The sequence below is a fragment of the Nonomuraea sp. NPDC050786 genome, from assembly GCF_040654115.1.
In the GTDB taxonomy this organism is placed as follows: Bacteria; Actinomycetota; Actinomycetes; order Streptosporangiales; family Streptosporangiaceae; genus Nonomuraea.
The window spans coordinates 121,012-145,587 of sequence record NZ_JBFAHJ010000015.1; the positions used below are offsets into that span (position 1 = coordinate 121,012).

The following is a 24,576-nucleotide window of genomic DNA, read 5'->3' on the forward strand; positions in this document are numbered from 1 at the left end:
TCACATCCGGAAGACGCCGTAACCGGCGGGCTCGAGCGGGGCGTTGGCCGCCGCGGACAGCGCCAGGCCGAGGACGGTGCGGGTGTCGACCGGGTCGATCACGCCGTCGTCCCACAGCCTGGCCGTGGAGTAGTAGGGGTTGCCCTGGTGCTCGTACTGGGCCCTGATCGCGTCGGCGTCGGCGGTGCCGACGGTGGTGAGCACGTTGGCGGCCTGCTCGCCGCCCATGACCGAGATGCGGGCGTTCGGCCACATCCACAGGAACCTGGGCGAGTACGCCCGCCCCGCCATCGCGTAGTTCCCCGCGCCGAAGGAGCCCCCGATGACCACGGTGAACTTGGGCACCCTGGCGCACGAGACGGCGGTGACCATCTTGGCCCCGTGCTTGGCGATGCCGCCCGCCTCGTACGCCTTGCCGACCATGAATCCGCTGATGTTCTGCAGGAAGACCAGAGGGATCCGGCGCTGGTCGCACAGCTCGATGAAGTGCGCGCCCTTCATGGCGGACTCGCTGAACAGGATGCCGTTGTTCGCCACGATCCCCACCGGGTGGCCGTGCAGGTGGGCGAACCCGGTCACGAGCGTCGAACCGTACTCGGCCTTGAACTCCAGGAAGCGCGACCCGTCCACGATCCTGGCGATCACCTCGTGCACGTCGTACGGCTGGCGCGTGTCGGCGGGCACGATCCCGTACAGGTCGCGCGGGTCGTGGCGGGGCGGCTCGGGCGCGACCGTGTCCCACGGGCGCGGGGCGCGCGGGGCGAGCGTGGAGACGATGTCGCGGACGATGGCCAGTGCGTGCGCGTCGTCCTCGGCGAGGTGGTCGGTGACGCCGCTGACCCGCGCGTGCAGGTCGCCGCCGCCCAGCTCCTCGGCGGTGACCTCCTCGCCGGTGGCCGCCTTCACCAGGGGCGGGCCGCCCAGGAAGATCGTGCCCTGGCCGCGCACGATGACGGCCTCGTCGCTCATCGCGGGCACGTACGCGCCACCCGCCGTGCACGAGCCGAGCACGGCGGCGATCTGCGGGATGCCGCGGGCCGACATGGTGGCCTGGTTGTAGAAGATGCGCCCGAAGTGCTCGCGGTCGGGGAACACCTCGTCCTGCTTGGGCAGGAAGGCCCCGCCGGAGTCCACGAGGTAGACGCACGGCAGGTGGTTGTGCAGGGCCACCTCCTGCGCGCGCAGGTGCTTCTTGACCGTCATCGGATAGTACGTTCCGCCCTTGACGGTGGCGTCGTTGGCGACGATCACGCACTCGCGGCCCGAGACCCGGCCGACGCCCGTGATGATCCCGGCGGCGGGCGCCTGGTCGTCGTAGAGCCCGGTCGCGGCCAGCGGCGACAGCTCCAGGAAGCGCGAGCCGGGGTCGAGCAGGCCGTCCACGCGGTCGCGCGGCAGCAGCTTGCCGCGCTCGACGTGCCGCTTGCGCGAGCGCTCGGGGCCGCCCCGCGCGGCGGCGACCAGGCGTTCGAGCAGCTCGGCGGCGAGCCGCTCGTTGAGCTCGGCGTTGCGTTTGTATGCCTCGCCGCCGGGATCGGCGGCCGACTTCAGCACCGGCCAGTCGCTCATGACTCCCCTCTCATAGCACGAGATGTTAGTCACCATTAACGTAGTCGTCTAGCATGTGAGACGTGACCACCACCGCCCCTACCCGGAATCGGCGCAACAGGCGCGGGGAGATCCTCGAGGCGGCGGCCCGGCTGTTCGCCGCGCGCGGCTTCCACGGGGTCTCGATCGAGGACATCGGCGGCGCGGTCGGCGTCTCGGGCCCCGCGCTCTACCGGCACTTCAGCGGCAAGGACGCGCTGCTGTCGGAGATGCTGCTCGACGTCAGCTCGCGGCTGCGCGCATCGGCCGTCGCGGCGGTCACCTCGTGCCGGGATCCGCAGGAGACCCTGGACGCGCTGCTCAACGTGCAGATCACGTTCGCGATCGAGCAGCCGGCGCTGATCACGGTGCACGACAGGGAGCTGGGCAACGTGCCGGAGCCCGAGCGCCGCCAGATCAGGCGGCTGCAGCGGCTCTACGTCGAGGAGTGGGTGACCGTGCTGGCCGAGCTGCACCCCTCGTGCCCGGCCGCGCGGCTGCGGGCCGCGACGCACGCCGTGTTCGGGCTGCTCAACTCCACGCCGCACAGCGCGGGCGAGCTGCCCGCACAGGACATGCGGCCGCTGCTGCACGCCATGGCGCGGGCGGCGATCGACGCCTCCGTTAACGGTCACTAACTTTCAGGGCCATGCCCGATGTGTCCTTGCTCATGCCAACTATCTAGATATATCGTCAAGATATCTCGATAGTTGGAGGCAATCATGCGCGATCCTGACTTCTGGGATGCTCCACCGCCCCCTCCCGTCCCGCCTCCGGGGCCGGGCACGTTCGGCGCGCCCCCGTTCGCGCCGCCCCCTCCGCCCCCTCCGCCCCCGCACGGTCCCGGGTTCGGCCCGGTCGCGCACTGGGAGACGCCCGCTCCGCGGGTCCGCCGCGGCGACGTCAGGGCGGCACTGCTGGCGCTGCTCCTGGAGGGGCCGCAGAACGGCTACCAGATGATCCAGGACATCGAGGAGCGCAGCCGCGGCGTGTGGCGGCCCAGCCCCGGCTCGGTGTACCCGGCGCTCCAGCAACTGGAGGACGAGGGCCTGGTGACCGGCGGCGAATCCGGCGGGAGCCGTACGTACAGCCTGACGGAGGAGGGTCGCCGGCAGGCGGCCGGGCACGCCGGCGAGGCGCCGTGGGACGAGGTCGCCCGCTCGGTGCCGCAGGACCACCACGAGCTGCGCCTGCTCTGGGGCCAGCTCAACGAGGCCTTCTCCCACCTGGTCCGCACTGCCAGCGACAGCCAGCTGGCGCGGACCAAGGAACTGATCAAGAAGACCCGCAGATCGATGTTCCAGATCCTGGCGGAGGACTGAATGACCGTGGACGCGGCGATAGTCGTTCATCGGCTGCAGAAGACGTACGGGAAGGTCGAGGCCGTCAAGGGCGTCGACTTCGAGGTGCGGCCCGGCGAGGTCTTCGGCTTCCTCGGCCCGAACGGCGCCGGCAAGACCACCACCATCAGCATGCTCTGCACGCTGGTGAACCCCACCGGCGGCAGCGCCACCGTGGCGGGCCACGACGTGGTGCGGGAGCGCGACGAGGTGCGCAGGAACATCGGCCTGGTCTTCCAGGACCCCACCCTCGACGGCTACCTGAGCGCCGAGCAGAACCTGCGCTTCCACGCCGAGCTGTACGGCGTGCCCAAGAGCATGGTCGACGACCGGATCCACCAGGTCATGGAGATGGTCGCGCTGTGGGACCGCAAGGACGCCAAGGTGATGACGTTCTCCGGCGGCATGAAGCGGCGCCTGGAGATCGCGCGCGGCCTGCTGCACTCGCCGCGCGTGCTCTTCCTGGACGAGCCGACCGTGGGGCTCGACCCGCAGACCCGCTCGGCCATCTGGGGCTACATCAACCAGCTGCGGCGGCTCGAGGACATCACGATCTTCATGACCACCCACTACATGGACGAGGCCGAGTACTGCGACCGGATCGCGATCATCGACCACGGCGAGATCGTCGTCATCGACTCGCCCGAGGCGCTGAAGGCGAGCATCGGCGAGGACCGGGTGCAGATCCAGACCGACGACGACACGGAGGCGATCAAGGCGCTGCGGGAGCGGTTCGGGCTGGAGGCGGCCGTGCGCGAGGGCGCGGTGACGTTCGCGGTGGCCTCGGGCGAGGAGTTCGTGCCCAGGCTCTTCGCCGAGCTCGGCCTGCCGATCAAGTCGGTGAGCGTCTCGCGGCCGTCCCTGGATGACGTGTTCATGTCGTACACCGGCTCCACGATCCGCGACGCCGAGGCCGGCGCCGACAACATGACGTGGATGAGAGCGATGGCGAGGCGATGACCATGGCGACAGAGGCCGTCAGCGTCCGCGTGCCGGTGCGCAGCGCCGGGCACGACCTGCGGGCGATCAAGATCGTGCTCCACCGGGAGATGCTGCGCTTCCTCAACGACCGCATCCGCATGCTGTCGATGCTGGTGCAGCCGGTGCTGTGGCTGTTCGTCATGGGCACGGGACTGGGGTCGCTGGTACGGGGGTCGATCCCGGGGATCGACTACCGCACGTTCATGTATCCCGGCATGATCTCCATGACCGTGATCATGACCGCGATGTTCTCGGCCGGGTCCATCGTGTGGGACCGCGAGTTCGGCTTCCTCAGGGAGATGCTGGTCGCGCCCGTCTCCCGGGGGGCGATCGTGGTCGGCAAGTGCCTGGGCGGCGCCATCGTGGCCACCGGCCAGGGCGTCGTCATCCTGGCCCTGGCCGGGCTGGTGGGGGTGCCCTACTCGCCCCCGCTCTTCGTGACGCTGCTGGCGGAGATGTTCCTCGCGGCGTTCACGATCACGGCCTTCGGGGTGATGCTGGCCGCCCGGATGAAGAACATGCAGACCTTCTTCGGGCTGATGCAGATGGCGATCATGCCCATGATGTTCCTGTCGGGCGCGATGTTCCCGCTGGCCAACCTGCCCTCGTGGCTGCACGTGCTGACCGTGGTCAACCCGATGACGTACGCGGTGGACCCGCTGCGGCAGGCGGTCTTCTCGTATCTGGACGTGCCCGCGCAGGTGAACGCGGTGCTGAACCCGGGCGTCCGCTGGTTCGACTTCCACGTGCCGGTGGCGCTGGAGATCGGCGTCGTGGCCGCGCTCGGGCTGGCGCTGCTGGGGGTCGGGATCGCGGAGTTCAGGCGGGCGGAGTAGCCGCCGTACGAGCCGAGGCCCGGGGTGGCGTCCCCGGGCCTCGGTCGTCGATCAGGCGGTCAGCGCTTCACGCGGACGTAGTCCGAGCCGCTGCTGTCGCCCTTGGCGTCATCGTCGCCGGCGAACACGAAACGCCACCAGCCCGAGTTCCACGCCTTGGCCTTGGTGTAGAGGCGGCCGCTGGAGTTCGACCAGGTCGTCTTCACGTACTGCCACTTGTGGGAGCCGGCACGCTTGAAATACAGCGCCACCTTGCCGCGGTAGCCCTCCCAGGTGCCCTCGTCGTCGATCTGCAGCTTGCCGGTGACCTTCACGTACTTGCCGCGCTTGACCGGCTCGGGGTACGCGTTGAACTTGATCAGCCGGCTGTCCGCCTTCTCCGGCGCCGGGGCGGGCTGGTCGACCCGGACCCAGTCGGCGCCGCTGACCGAGCCGCGCACGCCGCGGGTGCCCGCGTACTCGGCGCGCCACCAGCCCGAGGTCTGCGCGGTGGCGGAGGCCCAGAAGCGGCCGTCGCGGCCGGTCACGTCGCTGGTGACGTACTCCCACCGGTGTGAGCCGGCGGCCCGGAAGGAGATCGACACGCGCTCGCCGGGCACGCCGTCGCGCCCCTCGACCTGCAGGGCGCCGCCGAACGTGAGCCGGTCGCCCTTGTCCACGGGCTCCGGCCGGGCGTCGAAGCCGACGATCCGGCTGTCGACGTCGCCACGCCTGACGTCGACCCGGTCGGTGTCGCTGACCGAGTCCTTGGCCGCCGACGTGGCCGCGAACTCGGCCCGCCACCAGCCCGTCTCATCCGCCCGTACGGCGGCGCTGAACGAGCCGTCGGCGCGGCTCGTCACCTTGGTGACGTGACGGTAGGCGTCGGTGCCGCGCTCGCGGAAGGTGATCGTGACGGTCTGCCCGCCGTACCCCTTGCCGTCGGCCAGGAGCCGGCCCGAGACCTTGACCAGGTCGCCCTTGTCCACGACGTCGGGACTGGCGCCGAAGTCGACGATCTTGGTGTCGAGCACCTTCTTGAAGACGACCTCGAACGTGCCGCCGCGGGAGGAGCCGCCGGCGATGGCGAGCCAGCTCCACTTGCCGGCGCTCGTCGAGTCGAAGGACCTGGTGCCGGTCCACCTGGTCCAGTCGCCGTCCTTGGTGGGCGTCAGGTCGACGGGCTTGCCGACGCTGATCTCGCCCGGAGGCTTGAGCTGGAGCTCGGCCTTGTCCGTCCCCTTGGTGGCGAAGCGGAACGTGGCCGTGACCGCGCCGTTCGTGACGTCGATCGGGGGACCGGGGTTGATCCCCACTCGGGTGACGACGGGATCCGCGGCCGCCGTCGCGGCGGTGGGTGCGAGGACGAGAGCCCCGGCGCCCAGCGTGACGGCGAGGGCCGCCACGCGAATGCGTTGCAACATGCGGGTTCCTTTCTGGATACCCCAGGGGTTCAACGCGGCATTGAGGGTGCCACGTATGTCATGGGAGTAGACGTCCGCATCTGCTTAAAAGTTGTGAAATCTGACAAAAAGTTATGAGTAGGGGCAATCGGGCTGGTCAAAAGATGTGGGCGGCGTCCAGCAGACGGCGGCGCCGAACACAGACATAATCGGTGGTGTGGCGCGGGACACAGTTGAGACTCATTTCACCCAAGCGGTTGCGGCGCTGACGACGGGCCCCGCACGAGATCCGGGGCGGCCGGTCCACGAGGGCACGTCCCTGACCGGCGAGCAGTGCCTGAAGCTCTTCCACCGCCAGGTCGACAGCCGCCTGCTGGACATCGCGGCCCGCTGGCTGCGCGAGCGGGACGAGGGCTTCTACACGATCGGCTCGGCCGGCCACGAGGGCAACGCGGCCGTCGCCGCCGCCCTGCGGCCCACCGACCCCGCGCTGCTCCACTACCGCTCGGGCGCCTTCTACCTGACCAGGTCGGAGCAGGCGGGCAGGCTGCCCGAGGAGGGCATCCGCGACGTGCTCATGGGCCTGACCGCGGCGGCCGGCGAGCCGATCGCGGGCGGCAGGCACAAGGTGTTCGGCCATCCCGAGCTGGCCGTCATCCCCCAGACCTCGACGATCGCCAGCCACCTGCCCAGGGCGGTGGGCGTGGCGTTCGCCATCGAGCGGGCCAGGGCGCTCGGCGCGCCCTGCCACTGGCAGCCGGCCGACGCCGTCACGGTGTGCAGCTTCGGCGACGCCTCGATCAACCACGCGAGCGCCCTGAGCGGCTTCAACACCGCCTCCTACGCCACCTACCAGGGGCAGCCGCTGCCGATCCTGTTCGTGTGCGAGGACAACGGCATCGGCATCAGCGTCCGCACGCCCAAGGGCTGGGTGGAGGCGGCCGCGCGGCGTCCCGGCATCGCATACTTCGCCGCCGACGGCTGCGACCTGGCCGAGGCGTACGACGCCGCCGTCCGCGCGGTCCGGCACGTACGCGAGCACCGCTCCCCCGCGTTCCTCCACCTGTCCGCCGTGCGGCTCATGGGGCACGCCGGGTCCGACGTCGAGCAGGCCTACCGCACCCAGCGGGAGCTGCGGGCCGACCTCGAGCGCGACCCGCTGGTGCGCACGGCGGCGCTGCTCGTGGAGGCCGGGCTGAGCACGCCGGAAGAGCTGCTCAAGACGTACGAGTCGCAGCGCGAGCACGTGCTGCGGATCGCGCTCGAGACGACGCGCAGCCCGCGGCTCGGCTCCGCCAAGGAGATCATGGAGCCGCTCGCGCCGCGCCGGCCCGAGCTGATCGCGAAGATCAGCCCGATGGCGGCCATGCCGGCGGCCAGGGAGAAGGCCTTCGCCGGGCAGCTGCCCGAGCACGACAAGCCGATGACGCTCTCGCAGGCCATCAACCGCACGCTCGCCGACGCGCTGGCCGTCTACCCCGAGATGACCGTGTTCGGCGAGGACGTCGCCAAGAAGGGCGGCGTCTACGGCGTGACCAGGGGGCTGCAGAAGAGGTTCGGCGCGGGGCAGGTGTTCGACACGTTGCTCGACGAGCAGGCGATCCTGGGGCTGGCGCTCGGCTCGGGCGTGTCGGGGCTGCTCCCCGTGCCGGAGATCCAGTATCTGGCCTACCTGCACAACGCGCTCGACCAGATCCGCGGGGAGGCGGCCACGCTGTCGTACTTCTCGCGCGGCTCGTACACCAACCCGATGGTGGTGCGGGTGGCCGCGTACGCCTACCAGAAGGGGTTCGGCGGGCACTTCCACAACGACAACTCGGTGGCCGCGCTGCGCGACATCCCCGGCCTGGTCATCGCCTCGCCCGCGCGGCCCGACGACGCGGCGGCCATGCTCCGCACCTGCCTGGCGGCGGCCCGTACGTGCGGCTCGGTCTGCGTGTTCCTGGAGCCGATCGCCCTCTACCACACACGCGACCTGTTCGAGGAGGGCGACGGCGGCTGGCTCGCGCCCTACCCGCCCCCCGGGCGCTGGGCGGAGACGCACGTGCCCATCGGGCGGGCGCGCTCCTACGGCGACGGCCGCGACCTGACGATCGTGACGTTCGGCAACGGCGTGCGGATGAGCCTGCGGGCCGCCGTGCGGCTGACCCAGGAGAACGTCGGGTGCCGCGTCCTGGACCTGCGCTGGCTGGCGCCGCTGCCGAAGGAGGACCTGCTGCGCGCGGCCGAGCTGACCGGCAACGTGCTGATCGCCGACGAGACCCGGCACACCGGCAGCGTCTCCGAGGCGATCGCGGCGGAGCTGCTCGACGCCGGGTTCACCGGGAGGATCGGCCGGGTGACCTCGGCCGACAGCTTCATCCCCCTCGGCAGGGCGGCCGACCACGTGCTGCTGTCGGAGGACGAGATCGAGCAGGCCGCGCGCAAGCTACTCGGGTGAGCGGACCACGGCTCCGCGGACGCACACCGGCTTGGACCACGCGACCGTGGAGTTCTTCGAGATCTGGAGCGGCACGCCCACCAGGAAGCAGTAGCCCTTGCCCGGGTCGAGGCCCGCGACCCGGGTCTCGGTGGCGCCCTGCCCGAGGGCGGTCAGGGGCTGCTCGCCCTTCTTGACCGGGGAACGCTGGAGGACCACGGGATAGCGGCGGGCGCCGGCCGGAAGCTTCCACGTCAGCTCGACCATGGTGCCTCCGTCCTTGGCCTTGAGGCCGCGCGGCCTGAGCGCGGCTATGGAGCGCTTGTCGATGGTGGTGGCGGTGTCCTGGATGGCGGGCTCGGACGTCTTCGGCTGTGCGGCCGAGGGTGTGTCGGTCTTCCTGAGTGAGACGTAGAGCGCCGCCCCCGTGCCGCCGAGCACGACGGCCGCCACCGCCGCACCGACCACGAGACTCCGCCGCAGGCGCCCCTCGCCGGGAAGCTCTGTCTCCCCGCCCGGTACGGGCGGATTGGTGGCGCCGGGCTGCGGCCCGGACGCCATGGGGTCCTGACCCGTCCCCTGGAGCCCGTGCCGCCCCGTCCCCTGGGGTGCGCGCTGCCCCGTCAAGTGGGGTGCGCGCTGCCCCGTCACGTGCCCGCCGCCGCCGTCCGGGCCACCGCCGTCCGGGCCACCAGCGGCTGGGCCACCGCCGGCCGGCGGCCGGGTGCCCGGGTACGCGGCCGGCGCCGGGTGGGCGGCAGCGGGCAGGTGGTTGCCGGTGGCCGGAAAGCGGGAGGAGGCGGTGGGCGGGTGCTCCGCGCGGGTGCGGGGAACGGTGGAGACCGACGGACCGGGGCCGGGGTCCTGGCCCACCAGGTCCGTCACCGGCAGGCCCAGCTCGGCCTGGACCTCCTGCAGCCGCCGGGCCAGTTCGCGGGCGGAGCCGTACCGGTGCTCCGGCTGCTTGGACATCGCCCGCAGGATCGTCTGGAGGACCGGCGGCGGCACGTCGGAGCGGTTGATCGGGGGCGGCTCGATGGCGAGCACCCGGTACATGAGGGGCGCGATCGACGGGTCCGTCGGGTTGTGGAAGGCGGGCTGGCCGGCCAGCAGGTGGTAGAGGGTCGAGCCGAGCGAGTAGATGTCGGTCGAGGCGGAGTGGGGCTGCCCGGTGAGCACCTCGGGGGCGGCGTGCAGCGGGGTGAACGCCTGCGACGTGGCGGAGACCTCCGAGGAGTCGACGACCCTGGCCACGCCGAAGTCGGCGATGGCGAGCTCGCCGTACCGGGAGATGAGGATGTTCTGCGGCTTGATGTCGCCGTGCAGGACCCCGGCCTCGTGCACGGCGGCCAGCGCCCCCGCGAGCTTCACCCCGGCCCGCAGCACGTCGGGCACCGGCAGCGGCCCCTCCTTGCGGATCTTGTCGCGCAGCGAGCCGTTCTCGAAGAAGTCCATCGCGATGTACGGCTTGCCCGAGCGGGTGACGCCGGTGTCGAAGACGGTCACGACGTTCGGGTGGCCGGTGAGGCGGCCCGTGAGCTGCAGCTCGCGCTGGAACCTGCGCATCGTCCGCTGGTCGACCCGGTCGACGGACAGCACCTTGAGCGCCACGACCCGGTCGAGGCGCTCCTGATAGGCGCGGTACACGACGGCGAATCCGCCCTGACCCGCCTGATCGAGTACCCGGTAGCCGGGCGCGTCCTCGACTGGCAGCACGGCACTCCCCCCTGTTACGGGCGAGTTTAGTGCGAATTTTCGAGATTAGAGGGGATTCATGAGGTACGCCCCGAAGGCCGCGGACACGACCGATACCAGCAGGAAGAAGAAGACATAGAACCCGCCAGGCAGGAACGTCAGCCTGGCCAGTTGGTCGGCGTCGGAGTCTCTCGCCTGCCGCCTGCGCCGCTTGCGCTGTAACTCGATGATCGGTCTGATCCCGCCGAACAGCAGGAACCAGACCGCGACGAGCGCGACGACCTGCTGGACCTCGGCCGGCGCGTACATGATCAGGGCGAAGACGGCGCCGCCGGTGGCCAGCAGGATCAGCGCGCCGTACAGGTTGCGGATCAGCAGCAGCATGCAGACCAGGAAGAGCAGCACGCCCCAGATCAGCAGCGTGATGTGCCCCTTCTCGGTCAGCCAGGCGGCGGCCAGCCCGAGCAGCGGCGGCGCGAGATAGCCCGCGAGTGCGGTCAGCACCATGCCGGGCCCGGTGGGCCTGCCCCTGGTCAGGGTCACGCCGGACGTGTCGGAGTGGAGGCGGATGCCTTCGAGCTTGCGCCGGGTGACCAGCGCCATCAGCGCGTGGCCGCCCTCGTGGGCGATCGTGATCAGGCCCCTGGACACCTGCCAGGGCATGCGGAAGCCGACGAGCACGAACGCGGCCAGAGCCGAGACCCCCACGACCCACGGGTCGGGGTCAGGCTGAACCTTGATCAGGTGGGCCCAGAGCTGTTCCATCGAGGAGAAACCCTATCCAGCCGGAGTCTCGTCCGTGGCCACACCCACTGAAGAAGATTCTGACGCGCGGGTGCCGCACGTGTACGTCGTCTTTTCCGGGAAAGTGGTGCTTGGCACCGACTTCCCGACAATTCCGTACCCCCGTCCCCCATCTCTCAGGCAGTCTGCTGGACAACGGCGCGGCCGTGGTCTGATAGGAAGGTGAACGATCAGCACGTGGCGCTCATCCGCGCTTTCTTCGACGCTCTGGGCCGCGCGGACCTCGCGGCCATGGAGCGCTGCTATCACCCTGAGGTCAGCTTCGGCGATCCGATCTTCCAGGAGGTCGAGGGGCGCGCCAACGTGATGAGGATGTGGCGGCTGCAGCTCGGCGTGCGCGACGGGCTGAAGTCCGCATATCGTGACGTAACGGCCGACGATTACACCGGGAGCGCGCACTGGACGTCGCGGTACACCTTCGCCAGCACAGGGCGCGAGGTCGTGAACGAGATCGACGCGCTGTTCAGGTTCGAGGACGATCTGATCGTCCGCCATCACGACGAATTCGACTTCAAGCGCTGGTCGAAGATGGCGCTCGGGCGGCCGCACGGGCTGCTGTTCGGGTGGACGCCGATGTGGCGCAAGACCATCAGGGACCGCGCCGCACAACGACTCGACGAGCTCTCGTAGTTCCAGGGAGTGGACCATGGCCAGGGTGAAGGGCTTCAGGCGCAGCGGTGAGGTACGCGAGGAGGCGCCTGAGCACTCGATGGACCCGCGCGCCGCAGAGGAGCGGCCGTACCGGCCGACCGTCATCGACAACGCGATCTACCGCAGCGGCGAGCGCGTCGACAACCCCGGCTCGCTCGCCGACGCCTTCGAGCGGCTCAAGGAGATGCCGGAGAGCATGGCCTGGATCGGCCTCTACCGGCCGAAGGAGTGGGAGCTGGTCAAGCTCGGCGAGGAGTTCGAGCTGCACGAGCTGGCGCTGGAGGACGCCATCGTCGGCTCCCAGCGGCCCAAGGCCGACCGCTACGGCGACACCCTCTTCGTGGTGCTGCGCGCCGCCCGCTACCTGGACGACGTGGAGGAGGTCGCGTTCGGGGAGGTCCACGTCTTCGTCGGGCCCAACTTCGTGATCACCGTACGCCATGCGGAGGCCCCTGACCTGCAGTCCGTCCGCAAGCGCATGGAGTCGGACCCCGATCTGCTCCGGCAGGGCCCGCAGGCGGTGCTCTACGCCATCCTCGACGCGGTGGTCGACGGCTACGCGCCGGTGGTCGCCGGCCTGCAGAAGGACATCGAGGAGATCGAGGTCCAGGTCTTCGGCGGCGACCCCTCGGTGTCGCGGCGCGTCTACGAGCTGTCCGGCGAGGTGATCGAGTTCCAGCGGGCCACGGCGCCGCTGGTGGGCATGTTGCACGGGCTCATCGCGGGGGCGGCCAAGTATGGAGTCAACGACGAACTGCAGAGCTATCTGCGTGACGTGGCCGACCACGCGATCACCGTGGCGGAGCGGATCTCGTCCTTCCGCACGACGCTGCAGAACATCCTGGTCGTCAACTCGACGCTGGTGACGCAGGCGCAGAACGCGGAGATGGCCCGGATGACGGAGGCGAGCATCCAGCAGGGCGAGGAGGTCAAGAAGATCTCCGCCTGGGCCGCCATTCTCTTCGCCCCGACCCTGGTGGGGACCATTTACGGGATGAACTTCGACTTCATGCCCGAAACGCACTGGGTGTTCGGGTATCCGTTCGCGATCGTGCTGATGGCGGCCGTCTGCTTGACGCTCTACTTGGTCTTCAAGAGGCGGAACTGGCTCTGACGCCGGACAGGGGGTCACAGAGCCGCGATCACGAGGCCCACCACGATCAGCGCCGCGAGCGCGAGGCGAAGGGCCGCGGAGGTCTTCACCGAGCTGCCCTCAGGCGTCGAGGCCGACGTGGCGTTCCAGGCGTTCCAGGCGCTGCGCGATCGACCGCAGCTCGTTCTTGACCACGGTGGCCAGCGCCGCGAGCTGATCCCCACCCTGGGCGCCGGACTCGGCGTGCTGGGTCTGGGCGCGTAGGTGGACGTAGCCGGCCAGGGCCGCGGTCACGGCGCGCCGGGTGAGCCTGGGGTCGGCGCCCAGCGCGCGCAGGACCTGGCCGGCGGTGCCGTCCGGCTCGGCGACCAGGCCCAGCAGGAGGTGCTCGCAACCGACGTAGTTGTGGCCCAGCGAGGTGGCCTCCGTGACGGCGAACTCGAGCGCGTTGGCCGCCGGGCCGCTGAAGCTCCGCGGCGCCTCCGTGCCCGACGCGGGCTGGTGGCGCTGGGCGAGGTCGCGTCTGACCTGTTCGGGCTGGATGTCCATGGCGTGCAGAACACGTAGCGCCAGGTTGGTGCCCTCGCTCAGCATGCCGCCGAGCAGGTGCTCGGTCCCGACGCCGGCCGCTCCCTCGGCGCGGGCCTGTTCGGCGGCGAGCTTGAGCACCGTACGCGCCCGCCCCGTCAGGTGGGTCAGCGCACCCGTCGGCTCCTCCAGGTCGAGATCCGCGAGGACGGTCTCCCTGATGGCGGTCACCCTGCGCACCGCCTGCTCCAGTGCTCGCTGGCAGACGGCCGACACCGGCACGCCGGCCTGCTTGACGGCCTCCGCCAGCTCATCCGGCAGGTACACGTTGATCTTCGGCATGACCCCACAATAACCCCATAGGGGGTACATCACAACAGGTACGGCCGATGAAGCGTGACGGGGCCGCCCGGGGTGTGGACGGTCAGTGTGTCGTCCGAGACCGACACGCGGGGGTCGGCGGCACCGGGCACGATCACAGTGAGGACGCCTGCCGCGGGAGGCGACAGCACGGTCACCACCTCGGCGGTACGCAGGTAGCCCGTCGAGATCAGCCCCGGGCGCACCGCCATCCCCGGCCCGGGGAACTGCAGCAGCGTCACCCGCCAGTCCCCCGCGCCCAGCACCACGGCGCCGTCGCGGCGTGCGACCACCTCGAGCGCGGGGTCGAAGTGCCAGAGGCTGCGCAGGTTCCCATGGGCGACGGAGTCGTGCACGGCCATCAGGTCGGGCCCGTGGCCGACGAGGACACGCCGCGTCCTGGTCGGCCCGTAGGCGTCGTCGGCCAGCTCGAAGCACTGGCGCGACGGCCCGATGGAGGAGCCGACGAGCCGCGTGGGCGTGCCCGGGCGGAAGGCGCCCTCCGCGATCGGCACGTTGTGCGCCTCGGGCGAGCGGGTCCACTCCGCGTACCCCGTCCGCTCGTAGGAGTGGAACCCGGCCTCGACCAGGATCCGCCGGCCCTGGGCGCTGTAGGTGACGCCCAGGTGGTCCTCGTGCCCGTGCAGTCGCCGGCCGGGGCCGAACCTGATCGAGTAGAAGGCCGAGCCCGGGTCGTCCCAGGCGGTCCTGCCGAAGACGTATCCGCCGTCGAACACCCGCACCACCGGCCCCTCGTGGGGGAAGCCGTCCGCGCGGGCGTCGGCGGGACTGTCGCCGATGGGGGCGAGGCAGCCGTCGGGCTGGGTGGCGTGCGCCACGTACGCCTCCAGCGCCCTGCGCCGGGCGATCAACGCCTGAGGCGGCTCGGCTCCGCTCTCGCCGATCGCCCGCAGCGCCACGCCGAGCCGGCGGTGCACGTACAGGCCGTAGCGGGGGGCCTGCTCCTGGAGCACCCCCTGCTCGTCGATGGCCAGCTCGGCGGAGGCGGTCATCCTGCGGACGGCGAGGTCGCGCCAGCGCGCCCGGCCGAGCCGGCAGCCGACCACCAGCAGCGCGATGTCCTGGTCCAGGCCGTGGTTGTGGCCCGCGCGGTAGAGGGCGGGGTCGGCCAGGATCTCGCCGTGCTCGGCCAGGCTCTCCCAGAGCAGCCGGGTCCGCACGTGCTCGCTCAGGCACACGAGCGCCGGGGCGCGTAACGCGACCGCGTGCTCGGCCCACGCCCACGGGCTGACGTGGGGGCGGCCGCGCGGGTTCCCACGGATCCACTGCTCGGCCAGGTCGGAGGCGCGGTCGAGGTACGCCCGGCCGCCCGAGCGCTCGTACTCGGCGACCAGGCGGCCCATCCAGCGCAGCGCGTGCAGGTTCAGCGCCCAGGAGCGGTTGCCGTGCGGGTTCGCGGTCCAGTCGACCTCCGCCCCCAGCTCGACCGGCGGCTGTCCGGCGAACCTGACCGACCCTCGCATCACCTCCTCCACCTTGATCGCGGGAAACTGGTCGCTCAGGCAGATGGCCCTGCCTGAGGTCGTGCGGGCACGCCAGAACACGTCGTGGCTCCTGTTTCAGGGCGCGCGGAACCCACGCGCCGCCGCCGCCGTCGTCGTCGTCGTCGTCGGAAGGTTCTAGCGGGGGCCTCGGTCGGTCCAGCCCGCCTCGATGACGCGCTCGGTGCGCGGGGACGGCCTGCTGTCGGTGCAGGAGAGCACCTGCGAGGTCTCCGGGTCGATGACGAGCGTGCGCCGGACGCCGCTGGGCAGCTCGTACGAGAACGCCTCGCCGCGACCGCTCGCCCCCAGGTAGCTCACCTCGGGCAGGTCGGCCAGGACGCGGTAGGCGGCGGCGCGGACGGCGGGCGGGGACGGCTTGGTCCACAGCAGGCCGCTGAGCGCGTCGGCGAGCAGGCCCCGGGCGTCCGGCGGCAGCATCGCGGCCACCCGCTCCTTGAGCGCCGCCGGGTCCGCGGGAAGGCTCTGGATCTGCTCGATGGTCAGGTCGCGCCCCGCCATGCTGAACGGCGACCCGCTGGTGACCCGCGAGACCCGGCCCCCGTCCGACGTCCACGCCCGGCCGTCCCTGGCCGCCCAGAGCTCGGTCACCTTGGAGCCGTCCCGCACCTTCTTGATGTGCCAGTACGTCCCCTCGGAGGCGGGGCCGGAGGCCGCGCTCGTGGCCGCCGCCAGCAGCACGGAGCGCCCGGAGACGTGTGGTTCCTGAACGGGGGGCTGGTGCGGCACGAACGCCAGCGCGACGGCCGCCGCGGCGACCGGGACCATCAGCCACGGCAGCCGCCGGCGCCGCCGCCTGGCCGTCACGCTCCGCCACACCCTGGCCTGGGCGTCCGGGTCGGGCCGCGGGGTGCCGTACAGCTCCCTGACGCGCTCCAGGTCATCCATGGACGAGCACCTCCCCGAGCTGGGCACGCAGCTTCTTCCTCGCCCGGCTCAGGCGGGACCCGACGGTGCCGTACGGGATGCCGAGCGCGGTGGCGATCTCGTCGTGGCTCAGCCCGGCGAGCGCGACGAGCAGCAGGACGTCGCGGTCGCGGCGGTCCAGCTCGGCCAGGGCGGCGGCCAGCTCCGGGCGCAGGCTCTGGGCGCTGACGCGGACCGCGACCGACTCCTCGTGCCCGGGGGACTGGGGCTCGGGGCCGCAGCGTCCGAGCGCGCGCAGGGTGCGGGCCTCCAGGCGGCGGTGCTTGCCGATGAGGTTCGTGGCGATCCCGTACAGCCAGGCTCGCACGCTCGCACGGGACGGGTCGTAGTGCGCGCGTTTGCGGAACGCCGTCAGGAACGTCTCGGCGACGACGTCCTCGGCGTTGTCCGGGCCGAGCCGCTGGGCGACGTAGGCGTGGATCTCGCCGAAGTGGGCGTCGAACGCCTCGGCGAACCCCTCCTCGTCCAGGGCGCCCGGCGCGCGGGCCGCCCAGGGCACCTGCATCGCGATCGTCTCCCCCGTCATGTGCAACCTTCCGACATATCAGTGGTCATGGGTTATCACCCGATACGCCGGATCACTTTCACGCCGCGGTCATTCCAGGAAGCGGCGGACGTCGGCGATCTCGGTCTCAAGCAGATCGCCGGGAAGCTCGTCGAACGGCTCTACGCTCACCTGCGTCCCCTTCCGCCCCCACACGCCCCTGATCACGCCGCCCACCAGCACGACGGGCCGCAGTACGCCCCCGCCGGGGAACACCTTCCGCGCGTGCGCGGCCGCCAGGATCGGGTCACGGCTGCGCCAGCCCAGCAGGTACTCGTCGAAGGCGGGCGCCAGGCGTGCCACCGGCTCCTCCTCGGCGGGCGGCGGGCCGGCTGGGCCCAGGCTCCAGGCGGCGCGGGCCTCGCCCAGCGGCAGGCCCGACCAGGCGGCCAGGTCCTCGGGCCCGGCGGGGTGGTGGGCGCGGCGGTAGCGGGTGGCCAGCTCCTTGAGCGCGCGGTCGCGGTCGGGCTCTGGGACGATCGGGGCGCCCAGCCAGTCGGCGGCGTGCACGTACGTGGGCTTGCCCTGGCGGAGCGGGCCCAGGACGGCCAGGCCGTGGTAGGCGGCCAGCGCCACCAGGTGCACGACGCCCTGCCCGCGGGCCCGGCCGGCCAGGCGCTCCTCCAGCTCGGCCTTGGTGAGCGGGCCCTGTCCCTCGAGGGCGCGGCCGATGAGCGCGGGCAGGTCGTCGCCGGTGACGCCCTCCTCGCGGAGGCGGCGCAGGGTGTTCGTGGCGCGCCGGGTGAGGGTGTGCAGCCATGGGAGGTCGTCGGCGTGCACGAAGTGGAGCGTGCCGCGCGGGCCCCAGGTCCTGACGATCTCGCGCTCCCCGTGCCAGGCGGTCTCGACGTCCTGCCTGGTGAGGGTGGCGGAGCGGGCGCGGAAGGCGAGCAGGGCGGCGGGGACGTCCTGGGCCTGCATCGCCCCCAGCCGCCTGACGATCTCGCCCGCGGCCAGGCCCGGCGGGCGGTGCAGGAGCTGGGCCTCGACGCTTCTCATGCGCGCGTCATCGCAGGAGGAGGCGGTTGAGCAGGCGGGTGGTGAGGGGCGTCCTGGCGCGTACGGCCCTGCGGATGGCGTCGCTGCGCCGCCAGGCCGCGGTGGCGGCGTCCTCGGTGACGGCGTCGGGGGCGTACCTGACGAAGTTGGAAATTTCCGCCAACGGCAGGATGTGAGGCGATATTTCGGCTGATTGCCGGGCGACGACGTCCGCGGCGGTCAGGGCGTGCTCGCCCTTCAGACCCAGGTCGTCGCACGTCTGCCGCCACGCGCCGAGCACCCGCTGCTCGGGCCCCTCGGCCCGGCGGCGCCTGCGCCTGCGCCACCACGGCAGGGCCACCACCACGCCCGCGTACGCCGCCAGCAGTGCCCCGCCCGCCACCGACGCGACCACCCACATCGCCGGGCCGCTCGCGGGCTCCTCGCCGTTCCCCGTGGCCTGCGGCCGCGACGTCTTCGGCCGGTCGCTCCCGCCCTGCGTGAACTCGCCCTCCAGCTCCTCGCTCTCCTCGATGGCCGACGACACGACGTCGTGGTCGTCCTTGGCGCCGCTCCGGCCCGGCGTGGGGTAGAACGGCCGCCAGCCCAGCGTGTCGAACTTGATCTCCGCCCACGCCAGCACGTGGCCCGACTTGACGTGGTACATCCCGCCGGACGCCTCCCCCGGCCGGAACCCCACCACCACCCGCGAGGGCAGCCCGAGCGTCCTGGCCATGAGCGCGAACGCGCTCGCGAACTGCTCCGACGTGCCCCGATGCGTCGTCTGCAGGAAGAACTCCAGCCCCTTCAACGAGTGCCCGGGGGGCGCGGTGACGTCGTAGCTCGCGTTGGTGCGCAGGTACTTCTGCAGCCGGTACGCCCGCGTGATCGGCGTGGTCGCGCCCTTCGTGGCCTCCTGCGCGAGCCTGCCGAACAGCCGCTGCTGCGGCCCGGCGGGGAACGCGGTCAGGCTCGGGTCGTGCACGGGCGTGGCCGCGAGCAGGTCGTCCTTGGACGGCTTGGGGACGCGCGAGGTCACCTCGTACCCCGTCCCCTTGGCGGGTCTCCCGGCCGCCAGCAGCGCCCCGCTCTCGGGGTCCACTACCAGCCCGCGCACACCGCTGACCTGCTCGGGCCGCTCGGCCGCGGGCAGCCAGGTGCCCGGGAGGCCGACGAACGTCACCTTCTGGCGTACGACGTCCACCTCGCCCGTCCAGTCGCCTTCGGGCACCCGGCCGCCGGTGGGCTGGAAGCGGGCGCCGGTGGTCCACCGGACGCCGTCGTACCGGTCGAGCACGGCCAGCCGCCAGTTGAGGGGCTTGTCGGCCTTGACGGTGAACAGCTCCCTGTCGGGGATCTGCAGCCACGCCGAGACCCTGTCCAGCGGGCTGACGCTGTCGACGCGTACGGGCGGGGGGAGGTCGGCGTCGTCGCGGGGGTTGTACGGCCGCGCGGCGATCGGCAGCAGGGGGCCCACGACCAGCGCCAGCGCGGCCAGCGCGGCGGCGGCCGGCACCCCGGTGAGCAGCCAGACCGGGGAGCGCTCCGCGCGCAGGAGCGCCAGGGCCGCGATGAGCACGAACAGCGCGCCCGCCACCGGAAGGTTCGACCCCTCGCCGTCCACGCCCAGGAGCAGCGCCGCGCCGAGGACGAGGAGGGCGGGGACGGCGGCCGCGACCCTGGTGCGGGTCCTGACCATGGTCTCGGCGCCGATGGTGGCGGCCGCCCAGACCAGCGTGTGGACGAGGACGAGAAGGTGCGGCTCGGGCTGGGCGGGGAGGAGGGTGGTGAGCAGGGCGGGCCAGGCGTTCGCCACGTCGGCGAAGACCGTGGGCTGGAGGCCCTTGTAGAGAGGGATGGTGCCGGCGAGCCAGACAACCAGGTCGAGGGCCAGGGCCAGCCACAGGGGGCGGCTGCGGGCGAGCGCGGCGACCACGGCGGGGGCGGTGGCCGCCGGGACGACGGCGATCAGGAGCTCGGTGCCGGGGAAGACGCGATGGAACCCCCAACCTGCCGTGCCCGCGACGGCCGCCACCAACGCCAACCCGACCAGCCGCCGCCACAACACCACCTCATCCCGCCCCCGCGACGCCGCCGCCGCGTGCGCGCCCCGCACGGCCGCCCCCGCCGCGTGCGCGCCCCGCACGGCCGCCCCCGCCGCTTGCGCGCCCCGCACGGCCGGCCCCGCCGCGTACGCGCCCTGCCCTGCGTCCCTCAACGCATGCGTGCCCTGGCCGCTGCCGCCCTGCAGGTCCTCATGCGCTCGCTCCCGTGACGGTTCGCCGCCATGGCGCGGAGCCGGAGCACCCCCGGACACCGTCCCTCCGGATGCGCCCGCGTCCGTCGCGCGCCGGCGGCGGCCCCCCGGCGACGCCGACGGAGTCCCAAGCCACGGGGGCGACGGCGGCCCGCCGTGCGAGCCCGGCGGATCCGGTGTCTGGTGGGTCATCGGGACCCCCACATGAGCGGGAGCGCGTCCAGGGAGGAGACCGGGAGGACCCGGACCCCCGGGACCGCGACCGGGTCGCCGGGACCGACGTACACGCAGATCACCCGGTCGAAGCGCCGGCGCGCGCCCGCCGCGCGTCCGGCCTCCTCCGGGTCCGCCGTGACCAGCACCAGGGAGCCGCCCCCACGGGCCAGGCGTAACGGCTCGGTGACGCCTTCCGTGCCCGCCCGTACCAGGGCCAGGCGGTCCAGCACGCTCTCCGGGTCCTTGGTGTCCGGGAGCGGGCCGTCGCCGGTGAGCAGCCGTACCGGGAAACCGGCCCTGGCGGCGGCCAGCGCGACCGAGGCGGCGGCGTCCACGGCCGGCTCCGTGAGCTCCCGGGTGTCCAGGACCACCGTGGTGGTGGGCAGGCTGGCGTCGATGAGCTGGCGGACCATGAGCGTCCCCGTGCGGGCGCTGGAGCGCCAGTGGACGTGGCGCAGGTCGTCGCCGACCACGTACTCGCGCAGGGTGTGGAAGGTGACCGTGCCGCTCGGCGCGCTGTCGCTGGTGGGGCCCTCCAGGTGGTGGGCCTTGCCGGACGGGGGGACGGGCAGCGCGACCGTGCGGGGCCGTACCAGGAGGGTGACGGGCTCCCCGTACGACCTGACGCGGCGCGTGAGCCCGAACGGGTCGGCCCGGACCAGCAGCAGCGGCCCCACCGGGATCTCGCCGCGGACGTCCGTCGGCAGCGGGTACGACACCGTGCGGACCGCGCCCCCCTTCGGCAGTCTCGGCAGGTCCACGGTGTGCTCCGACGCGCCGATCCGGTCCTGGGCCCGCAGGCCGGACAGGCCCCGGCGGCCGAGGTTGGCGACGTTCAGGACGGCCACGGCGGCGTCCCCGCGCGGCACCTTCAGCGGCATGACCTCTCGCCGCACCTCCAGCCTGGGTCTGGGGGCGGTCCAGGCCAGGGCGGCGGCCAGCGCGAGCAGGCCGCCGGTGGCGAGCACGACGGGCTCGGGATAGCCGAGCGCGAACCCGGCCGCGTACAGCGCGACGGATCCGGCGAGCGTGCCCCAGCCCAGCGGGGTCAGCACCCCGGTGAGCCGGGCCGATGGCGAGGGCCGCACTACGCCGCCTGGGGCACCGGCATCCCGGCGAGGATCTCGCCGAGCGCGGCCGCGGCGGTGACCTCGCGCAGCTCCGCCTCGGGGGTGAGGATCAGGCGGTGCGCGAGCACGGGCGCGGCCAGCGCCTTGACGTCTTCCGGCACCACGTAGTGCCGCCCGGCGGCGGCTGCCTTGACCCTGGCCGCGCGGAGCAACGCCAGGCTCCCTCGTGGGCTGGCGCCGAGCCGCAGATGCGGGCTCGTACGGGTGGCCGCGCACAGCGCGACGATGTAGTCGTACACCGGGTCGGCCACGTGGATCCGCGAGGCGAAGTCGATCATCCCGGACACGTCCGACGCGCGCGCCACCACCGGCAGCCGCTCCACCTGGGGCCCCGTCGGCATGCCCTTGAGCACCTCCACCTCGGAGACGTGGTCCGGGTAGCCGACGGAGATCTTCATCAGGAACCGGTCGAGCTGGGCCTCGGGCAGCGGGTACGTGCCGTCCATGTCGACCGGGTTCTGCGTCGCCACCACCATGAACGGCCTGGGCACCGGGTGCGGCTCCGCGTCCACCGTGACCCGGCGCTCCTCCATGACCTCGAGCAGCGCCGCCTGGGTCTTCGGGGAGGCGCGGTTGATCTCGTCGGCGAGCACGATGTTCGCGAAGACGGGACCGTGGTGGAACTCGAACTTCTGGTGCGCCTGGTTGAAGATCGACACGCCGGTGATGTCACTGGGCAGCAGGTCGGGGGTGAACTGGATGCGCCGCCACTCGGCGTCCACGCTTGCCGCGAGGGAGCGGGCGAGCGTGGTCTTGCCGGTGCCGGGGACGTCCTCGACGAGCAGGTGGCCCTCGGCGAACAGGGAGATCAGGGCCAGCTCGATCGCCTCGTGCTTGCCGCGGATGATGCGCTCGATGTTGGTGGCGAGCAACTGGAAGCGCTGGGCGAACTGCCCGGCGAGCTGCGCGCTCTGCTGCGGCTGCTGGTAGGGCTGCTCGAGCTGCTGGTAGGGCTGCTCGAGCTGCTGCGGCGGCTGCTGCTGGTACGGCTGCTCGAACTGCTGCTGGTACGGCTGTGCGGTCTGCTCGAACTGGTCCTGGTAGTTGTACTGGCTCAACTGAGTCCCCTTCTCAGTCGGTGCACTCGAAGAGCGGCGCCTCGGGGAAGCCCCCGTCCGGAGTCGCCACCAGAGTGTCGTTCAGGTAGCCGTTGCCGTACTGGCTCTCGATCCGGTTCCAGATGTCGCTGGACTTGCCGGTGGACGTGTCGGTGTAGTTCTCGCCCTTGACCTGGCAGATCACCGTCAGGGTGATGTACACCTTCTGCGGGATCTTTCCGGCCTCCCCGGCTTTGGACGGCCCCGGACGGATGACCGTGTTGGTGTCCTCGTTGCTGGTGTTCTTGTACTGCTGCCGCGGATACGCCAGGTCCACCTCGGCGGTGGCGACGTCCGGGCTCTCCCCCGCCGCGTTCTTGGCCTTGAGCTTGAACGCGTGCTTCTGGTTGTTCTTCAGGCCCTCCACGGTGAACGACGTGCCCTTGATGCCGCTGTTGGTCGCGGCGCCGGTCAGCTCGTAGGTGACGCCGTCGTCGGCGTTCGCGGGGGCGTTCCAGCTGAGCTCGGCGCCCCGGTTCCTGGGCTTGGCCGCGAAGCCGGTGGGCGAGCCGGGCGCCACGCAGGGCTTGGCGCCGGCGCTCTCCTCCGACTCCACCTCGCCGCCCGACCAGTGCGCGACCACCACGAACGTGTACTCGTTCGCGCAGTCACCGCCCGTGAACTCGAACTGGAAGGGCCCGTTCGCGTCCACCGACTGCGGCACGGACCTGCCGCCGCCCGACGAGGTCTTCAGCGTGTAGCGCTGCACCTTTCCGCCGGCGGACGGGCTGAAGCTCACCGTCACCTTGCCCGGCCCGGACCTGGCGGTCACGGCGCCGGGCGCGGACGGCGCCCTGTCCGAGGGCGTCGGGGACGGCGTTCTGCTGGGCTCGCGGGACGGGGTGGGGGTGGGCGTCTCCTCGCGGGCCGGCTCGCTCTCGCGCGTCCGCGTGGGGCGCGGCTCCGTGTGCGTCGGAACGGGATCGGGCCGGGTGTCGGTCTTCGAGGGTTCCGGGCGCGGCGTCTGCTTGGGCTTGGGCGTGCTGGTCGGCCCCGGCACGTCGGAGTCGTCCTTGTCGATGTCGTGCTTGCGGCCCTCCGGGTCGATGACGACGGCCTTGTCGCCGTTCTCGTCGTTGGCCCAGAGCAGGCCGTCCTTGACGAACACGTCCACCGGTCCCGGCTCCTGGGACACCTGGAGGGTGCTCGGCCGGCCGCCTGCCGCGCTGTCCCAGATGATCACCGAGCCGCGGCCGCGGTCCGGCACGTACACCTTGGAGCCGAGCACCTGCGGCACCCCGAGCTTCGTGGGATCGTCCGACTCGAACTTGGTGCTGAGCACCGAGTTGGACGCGGTGTCGATCACCACGAGCAGCCCCGAGTCGCCCGGCGTCAGGATCGGGACCAGGGAGCCTTCCGTCGTGGCGGGGGTGAGCACGCCGCCCTTGGCGGCCTGGGCCACGCCCTTGGGCAGCGTGATCTCGCCGACGCCGCCGTCCGAGCCGATGATCGTGGCGGTGGCGGCCCGGCTGTTGACCACGACCGGCAGGCCGCCGGCGATCGTGATCGCCAGCTCCTCGCCCGGCTCGCCGACCTTGAGCGGGCTCGCCGCCACGCCCTTGGTCACCGGTACGACCTCGCCCTTCGCGGTCACCGGAACCCACAGCCGGCCGCCGCCGTCGATGCGGGCCGCGCCGAGCGGGCCGGGCAGCGTGATCGGGGCCCCGACGGTGTTGAGCGTGAGGGGGTCGATCTGCTGGATCTTGCCGGATGCCGGGTCGACGGCGTACCCGGCCGTGCCCGAGACCGCCACCTGCACCCCGGCCGCGCCGAAGTCGCGGGTCTGGGAGACGGTGAGCTGGCTGGGCTCGATGCGGCTGACGTAGCCCGTGCCGTCGTCGACGAGCAGGACGTTCCCGCCGTCCTGCACGACGCGCAGCCGCCTGCCGGCCTTGTCGTCGAGGTAGCCGTCGACCTCGCCGGACAGGCCGTTGACGTGCACGATCTTGCCCTTGGCCGAGGTCCAGAGCCACGCGCCCACGTCGGCCAGCTTCGGGTTGGCGCTGGACACGCCCACGCCGAACCACACCGCCGCGGCCACCAGGATCGTGGCCACCACGCCCGCGATCATCGCGGTGCGCCGGTCACCCCGGAGCATGCGCACCCGTAACTCACCCCGTATGTACGATTACACAGCGTTTGCCCCCGTATTACCGGGCATCACATTAGCGTTCAGCGGTACCTTGTGCGTACGTACTCACTGGTAGTTACGGCTGGGGTTGTCGTCG

The 24,576-nt window shown here is 72.0% G+C and carries 20 protein-coding genes; 7 read left to right on the forward strand and 13 right to left on the reverse strand.

The genetic code is table 11. The annotated features are described in order from the left end of the window. The gene (locus AB0H84_RS26375) at positions 1–1,569 is read right to left on the reverse strand and encodes a carboxyl transferase domain-containing protein (RefSeq protein WP_357609319.1); all 1,569 of its coding nucleotides are present in this window, start codon (positions 1,567–1,569) and stop codon (positions 1–3) included. Positions 1,570–1,631: 62 nt separating this feature from the next. On the opposite strand from AB0H84_RS26375, the gene AB0H84_RS26380 reads away from it, so the two are divergent. The 4 genes from AB0H84_RS26380 (at position 1,632) to AB0H84_RS26395 (ending at position 4,744) form a co-directional block, all read left to right on the forward strand. Beyond that, positions 1,632–2,225 (forward strand): helix-turn-helix domain-containing protein, encoded by a 594-nt coding sequence (locus tag AB0H84_RS26380; RefSeq protein WP_357609322.1) that lies wholly within the window; start codon positions 1,632–1,634, stop codon positions 2,223–2,225. A gap of 84 nt (positions 2,226–2,309) precedes the next feature. Next, the gene (locus AB0H84_RS26385; protein WP_357609325.1) at positions 2,310–2,909 is read left to right on the forward strand and encodes a PadR family transcriptional regulator; all 600 of its coding nucleotides are present in this window, start codon (positions 2,310–2,312) and stop codon (positions 2,907–2,909) included. Then, on the forward strand, positions 2,910–3,887 hold the full coding sequence (locus AB0H84_RS26390; protein ID WP_357609327.1) for an ATP-binding cassette domain-containing protein: 978 nt from the start codon (positions 2,910–2,912) through the stop codon (positions 3,885–3,887). Beyond that, on the forward strand, positions 3,860–4,744 hold the full coding sequence (locus tag AB0H84_RS26395) for an ABC transporter permease (RefSeq protein ID WP_357609329.1): 885 nt from the start codon (positions 3,860–3,862) through the stop codon (positions 4,742–4,744). Before AB0H84_RS26390 ends, AB0H84_RS26395 begins: the two co-directional genes overlap by 28 nt. Positions 4,745–4,803: 59 nt before the next feature. On the opposite strand, the gene AB0H84_RS26400 is transcribed toward AB0H84_RS26395, so the two are convergent. Next, the gene (locus AB0H84_RS26400; protein ID WP_357609332.1) at positions 4,804–6,147 is read right to left on the reverse strand and encodes a hypothetical protein; all 1,344 of its coding nucleotides are present in this window, start codon (positions 6,145–6,147) and stop codon (positions 4,804–4,806) included. Between the two features lie 196 nt (positions 6,148–6,343). Between AB0H84_RS26400 and AB0H84_RS26405 the strand changes: the two genes are divergently transcribed. After that, positions 6,344–8,566 carry a thiamine pyrophosphate-dependent enzyme gene (locus tag AB0H84_RS26405; RefSeq protein ID WP_357609335.1) on the forward strand — a complete coding sequence of 741 codons (2,223 nt, stop codon included), beginning with the start codon at positions 6,344–6,346 and terminating at the stop codon, positions 8,564–8,566. On the opposite strand, the gene AB0H84_RS26410 is transcribed toward AB0H84_RS26405, so the two are convergent. Together AB0H84_RS26410 and AB0H84_RS26415 are read right to left on the reverse strand one after the other, a co-directional pair. Next, the gene (locus AB0H84_RS26410) at positions 8,555–10,261 is read right to left on the reverse strand and encodes a serine/threonine-protein kinase (RefSeq protein WP_357609337.1); all 1,707 of its coding nucleotides are present in this window, start codon (positions 10,259–10,261) and stop codon (positions 8,555–8,557) included. The genes AB0H84_RS26405 and AB0H84_RS26410 overlap by 12 nt on opposite strands. A 45-nt stretch (positions 10,262–10,306) precedes the next feature. Next, the gene (locus AB0H84_RS26415; protein ID WP_357609340.1) at positions 10,307–11,005 is read right to left on the reverse strand and encodes a M50 family metallopeptidase; all 699 of its coding nucleotides are present in this window, start codon (positions 11,003–11,005) and stop codon (positions 10,307–10,309) included. A 201-nt stretch (positions 11,006–11,206) separates the two neighbouring features. Between AB0H84_RS26415 and AB0H84_RS26420 the strand changes: the two genes are divergently transcribed. Both AB0H84_RS26420 and AB0H84_RS26425 read left to right on the forward strand, forming a co-directional pair. After that, positions 11,207–11,674: a nuclear transport factor 2 family protein gene (locus AB0H84_RS26420; RefSeq protein WP_357609343.1), complete on the forward strand. Its 468-nt coding sequence runs from the start codon at positions 11,207–11,209 to the stop codon at positions 11,672–11,674. A 16-nt stretch (positions 11,675–11,690) separates the two neighbouring features. After that, positions 11,691–12,809 (forward strand): magnesium and cobalt transport protein CorA, encoded by a 1,119-nt coding sequence (locus tag AB0H84_RS26425; RefSeq protein ID WP_357609345.1) that lies wholly within the window; start codon positions 11,691–11,693, stop codon positions 12,807–12,809. 99 nt (positions 12,810–12,908) lie between these two features. Here AB0H84_RS26425 and AB0H84_RS26430 read toward each other — a convergent pair whose 3' ends face one another. From AB0H84_RS26430 to AB0H84_RS26470, 9 genes are all read right to left on the reverse strand, one after another. Next, positions 12,909–13,658: a Clp protease N-terminal domain-containing protein gene (locus tag AB0H84_RS26430; protein WP_357609348.1), complete on the reverse strand. Its 750-nt coding sequence runs from the start codon at positions 13,656–13,658 to the stop codon at positions 12,909–12,911. A 29-nt stretch (positions 13,659–13,687) separates the two neighbouring features. Further along, on the reverse strand, positions 13,688–15,241 hold the full coding sequence (locus AB0H84_RS26435; RefSeq protein WP_357609350.1) for a heparinase II/III family protein: 1,554 nt from the start codon (positions 15,239–15,241) through the stop codon (positions 13,688–13,690). 75 nt (positions 15,242–15,316) lie between these two features. Continuing rightward, positions 15,317–16,087, reverse strand: a complete 771-nt coding sequence (locus AB0H84_RS26440) for a hypothetical protein (RefSeq protein WP_357609353.1) — start codon at positions 16,085–16,087, stop codon at positions 15,317–15,319. Continuing rightward, entirely contained in the window at positions 16,080–16,652 is a 573-nt protein-coding gene (locus AB0H84_RS26445) for an RNA polymerase sigma factor (RefSeq protein WP_357609356.1), read from the reverse strand. The genes AB0H84_RS26440 and AB0H84_RS26445 overlap by 8 nt, the downstream gene beginning before the upstream one ends. A gap of 69 nt (positions 16,653–16,721) precedes the next feature. Continuing rightward, positions 16,722–17,669, reverse strand: a complete 948-nt coding sequence (locus AB0H84_RS26450; protein WP_357609358.1) for a winged helix DNA-binding domain-containing protein — start codon at positions 17,667–17,669, stop codon at positions 16,722–16,724. Positions 17,670–17,676: 7 nt separating this feature from the next. Beyond that, the gene (locus AB0H84_RS26455; RefSeq protein ID WP_357609360.1) at positions 17,677–19,866 is read right to left on the reverse strand and encodes a DUF3488 and transglutaminase-like domain-containing protein; all 2,190 of its coding nucleotides are present in this window, start codon (positions 19,864–19,866) and stop codon (positions 17,677–17,679) included. A gap of 227 nt (positions 19,867–20,093) precedes the next feature. Beyond that, the gene (locus tag AB0H84_RS26460; RefSeq protein WP_357609363.1) at positions 20,094–21,209 is read right to left on the reverse strand and encodes a DUF58 domain-containing protein; all 1,116 of its coding nucleotides are present in this window, start codon (positions 21,207–21,209) and stop codon (positions 20,094–20,096) included. Further along, a complete protein-coding gene (locus AB0H84_RS26465; RefSeq protein WP_357609366.1) occupies positions 21,209–22,309 on the reverse strand; it encodes a MoxR family ATPase in 1,101 nt (366 codons plus the stop codon). Before AB0H84_RS26465 ends, AB0H84_RS26460 begins: the two co-directional genes overlap by 1 nt. A gap of 13 nt (positions 22,310–22,322) precedes the next feature. After that, the gene (locus AB0H84_RS26470) at positions 22,323–24,452 is read right to left on the reverse strand and encodes a hypothetical protein (protein ID WP_357609369.1); all 2,130 of its coding nucleotides are present in this window, start codon (positions 24,450–24,452) and stop codon (positions 22,323–22,325) included. Between the last annotated feature and the right edge of the window lie 124 nt (positions 24,453–24,576).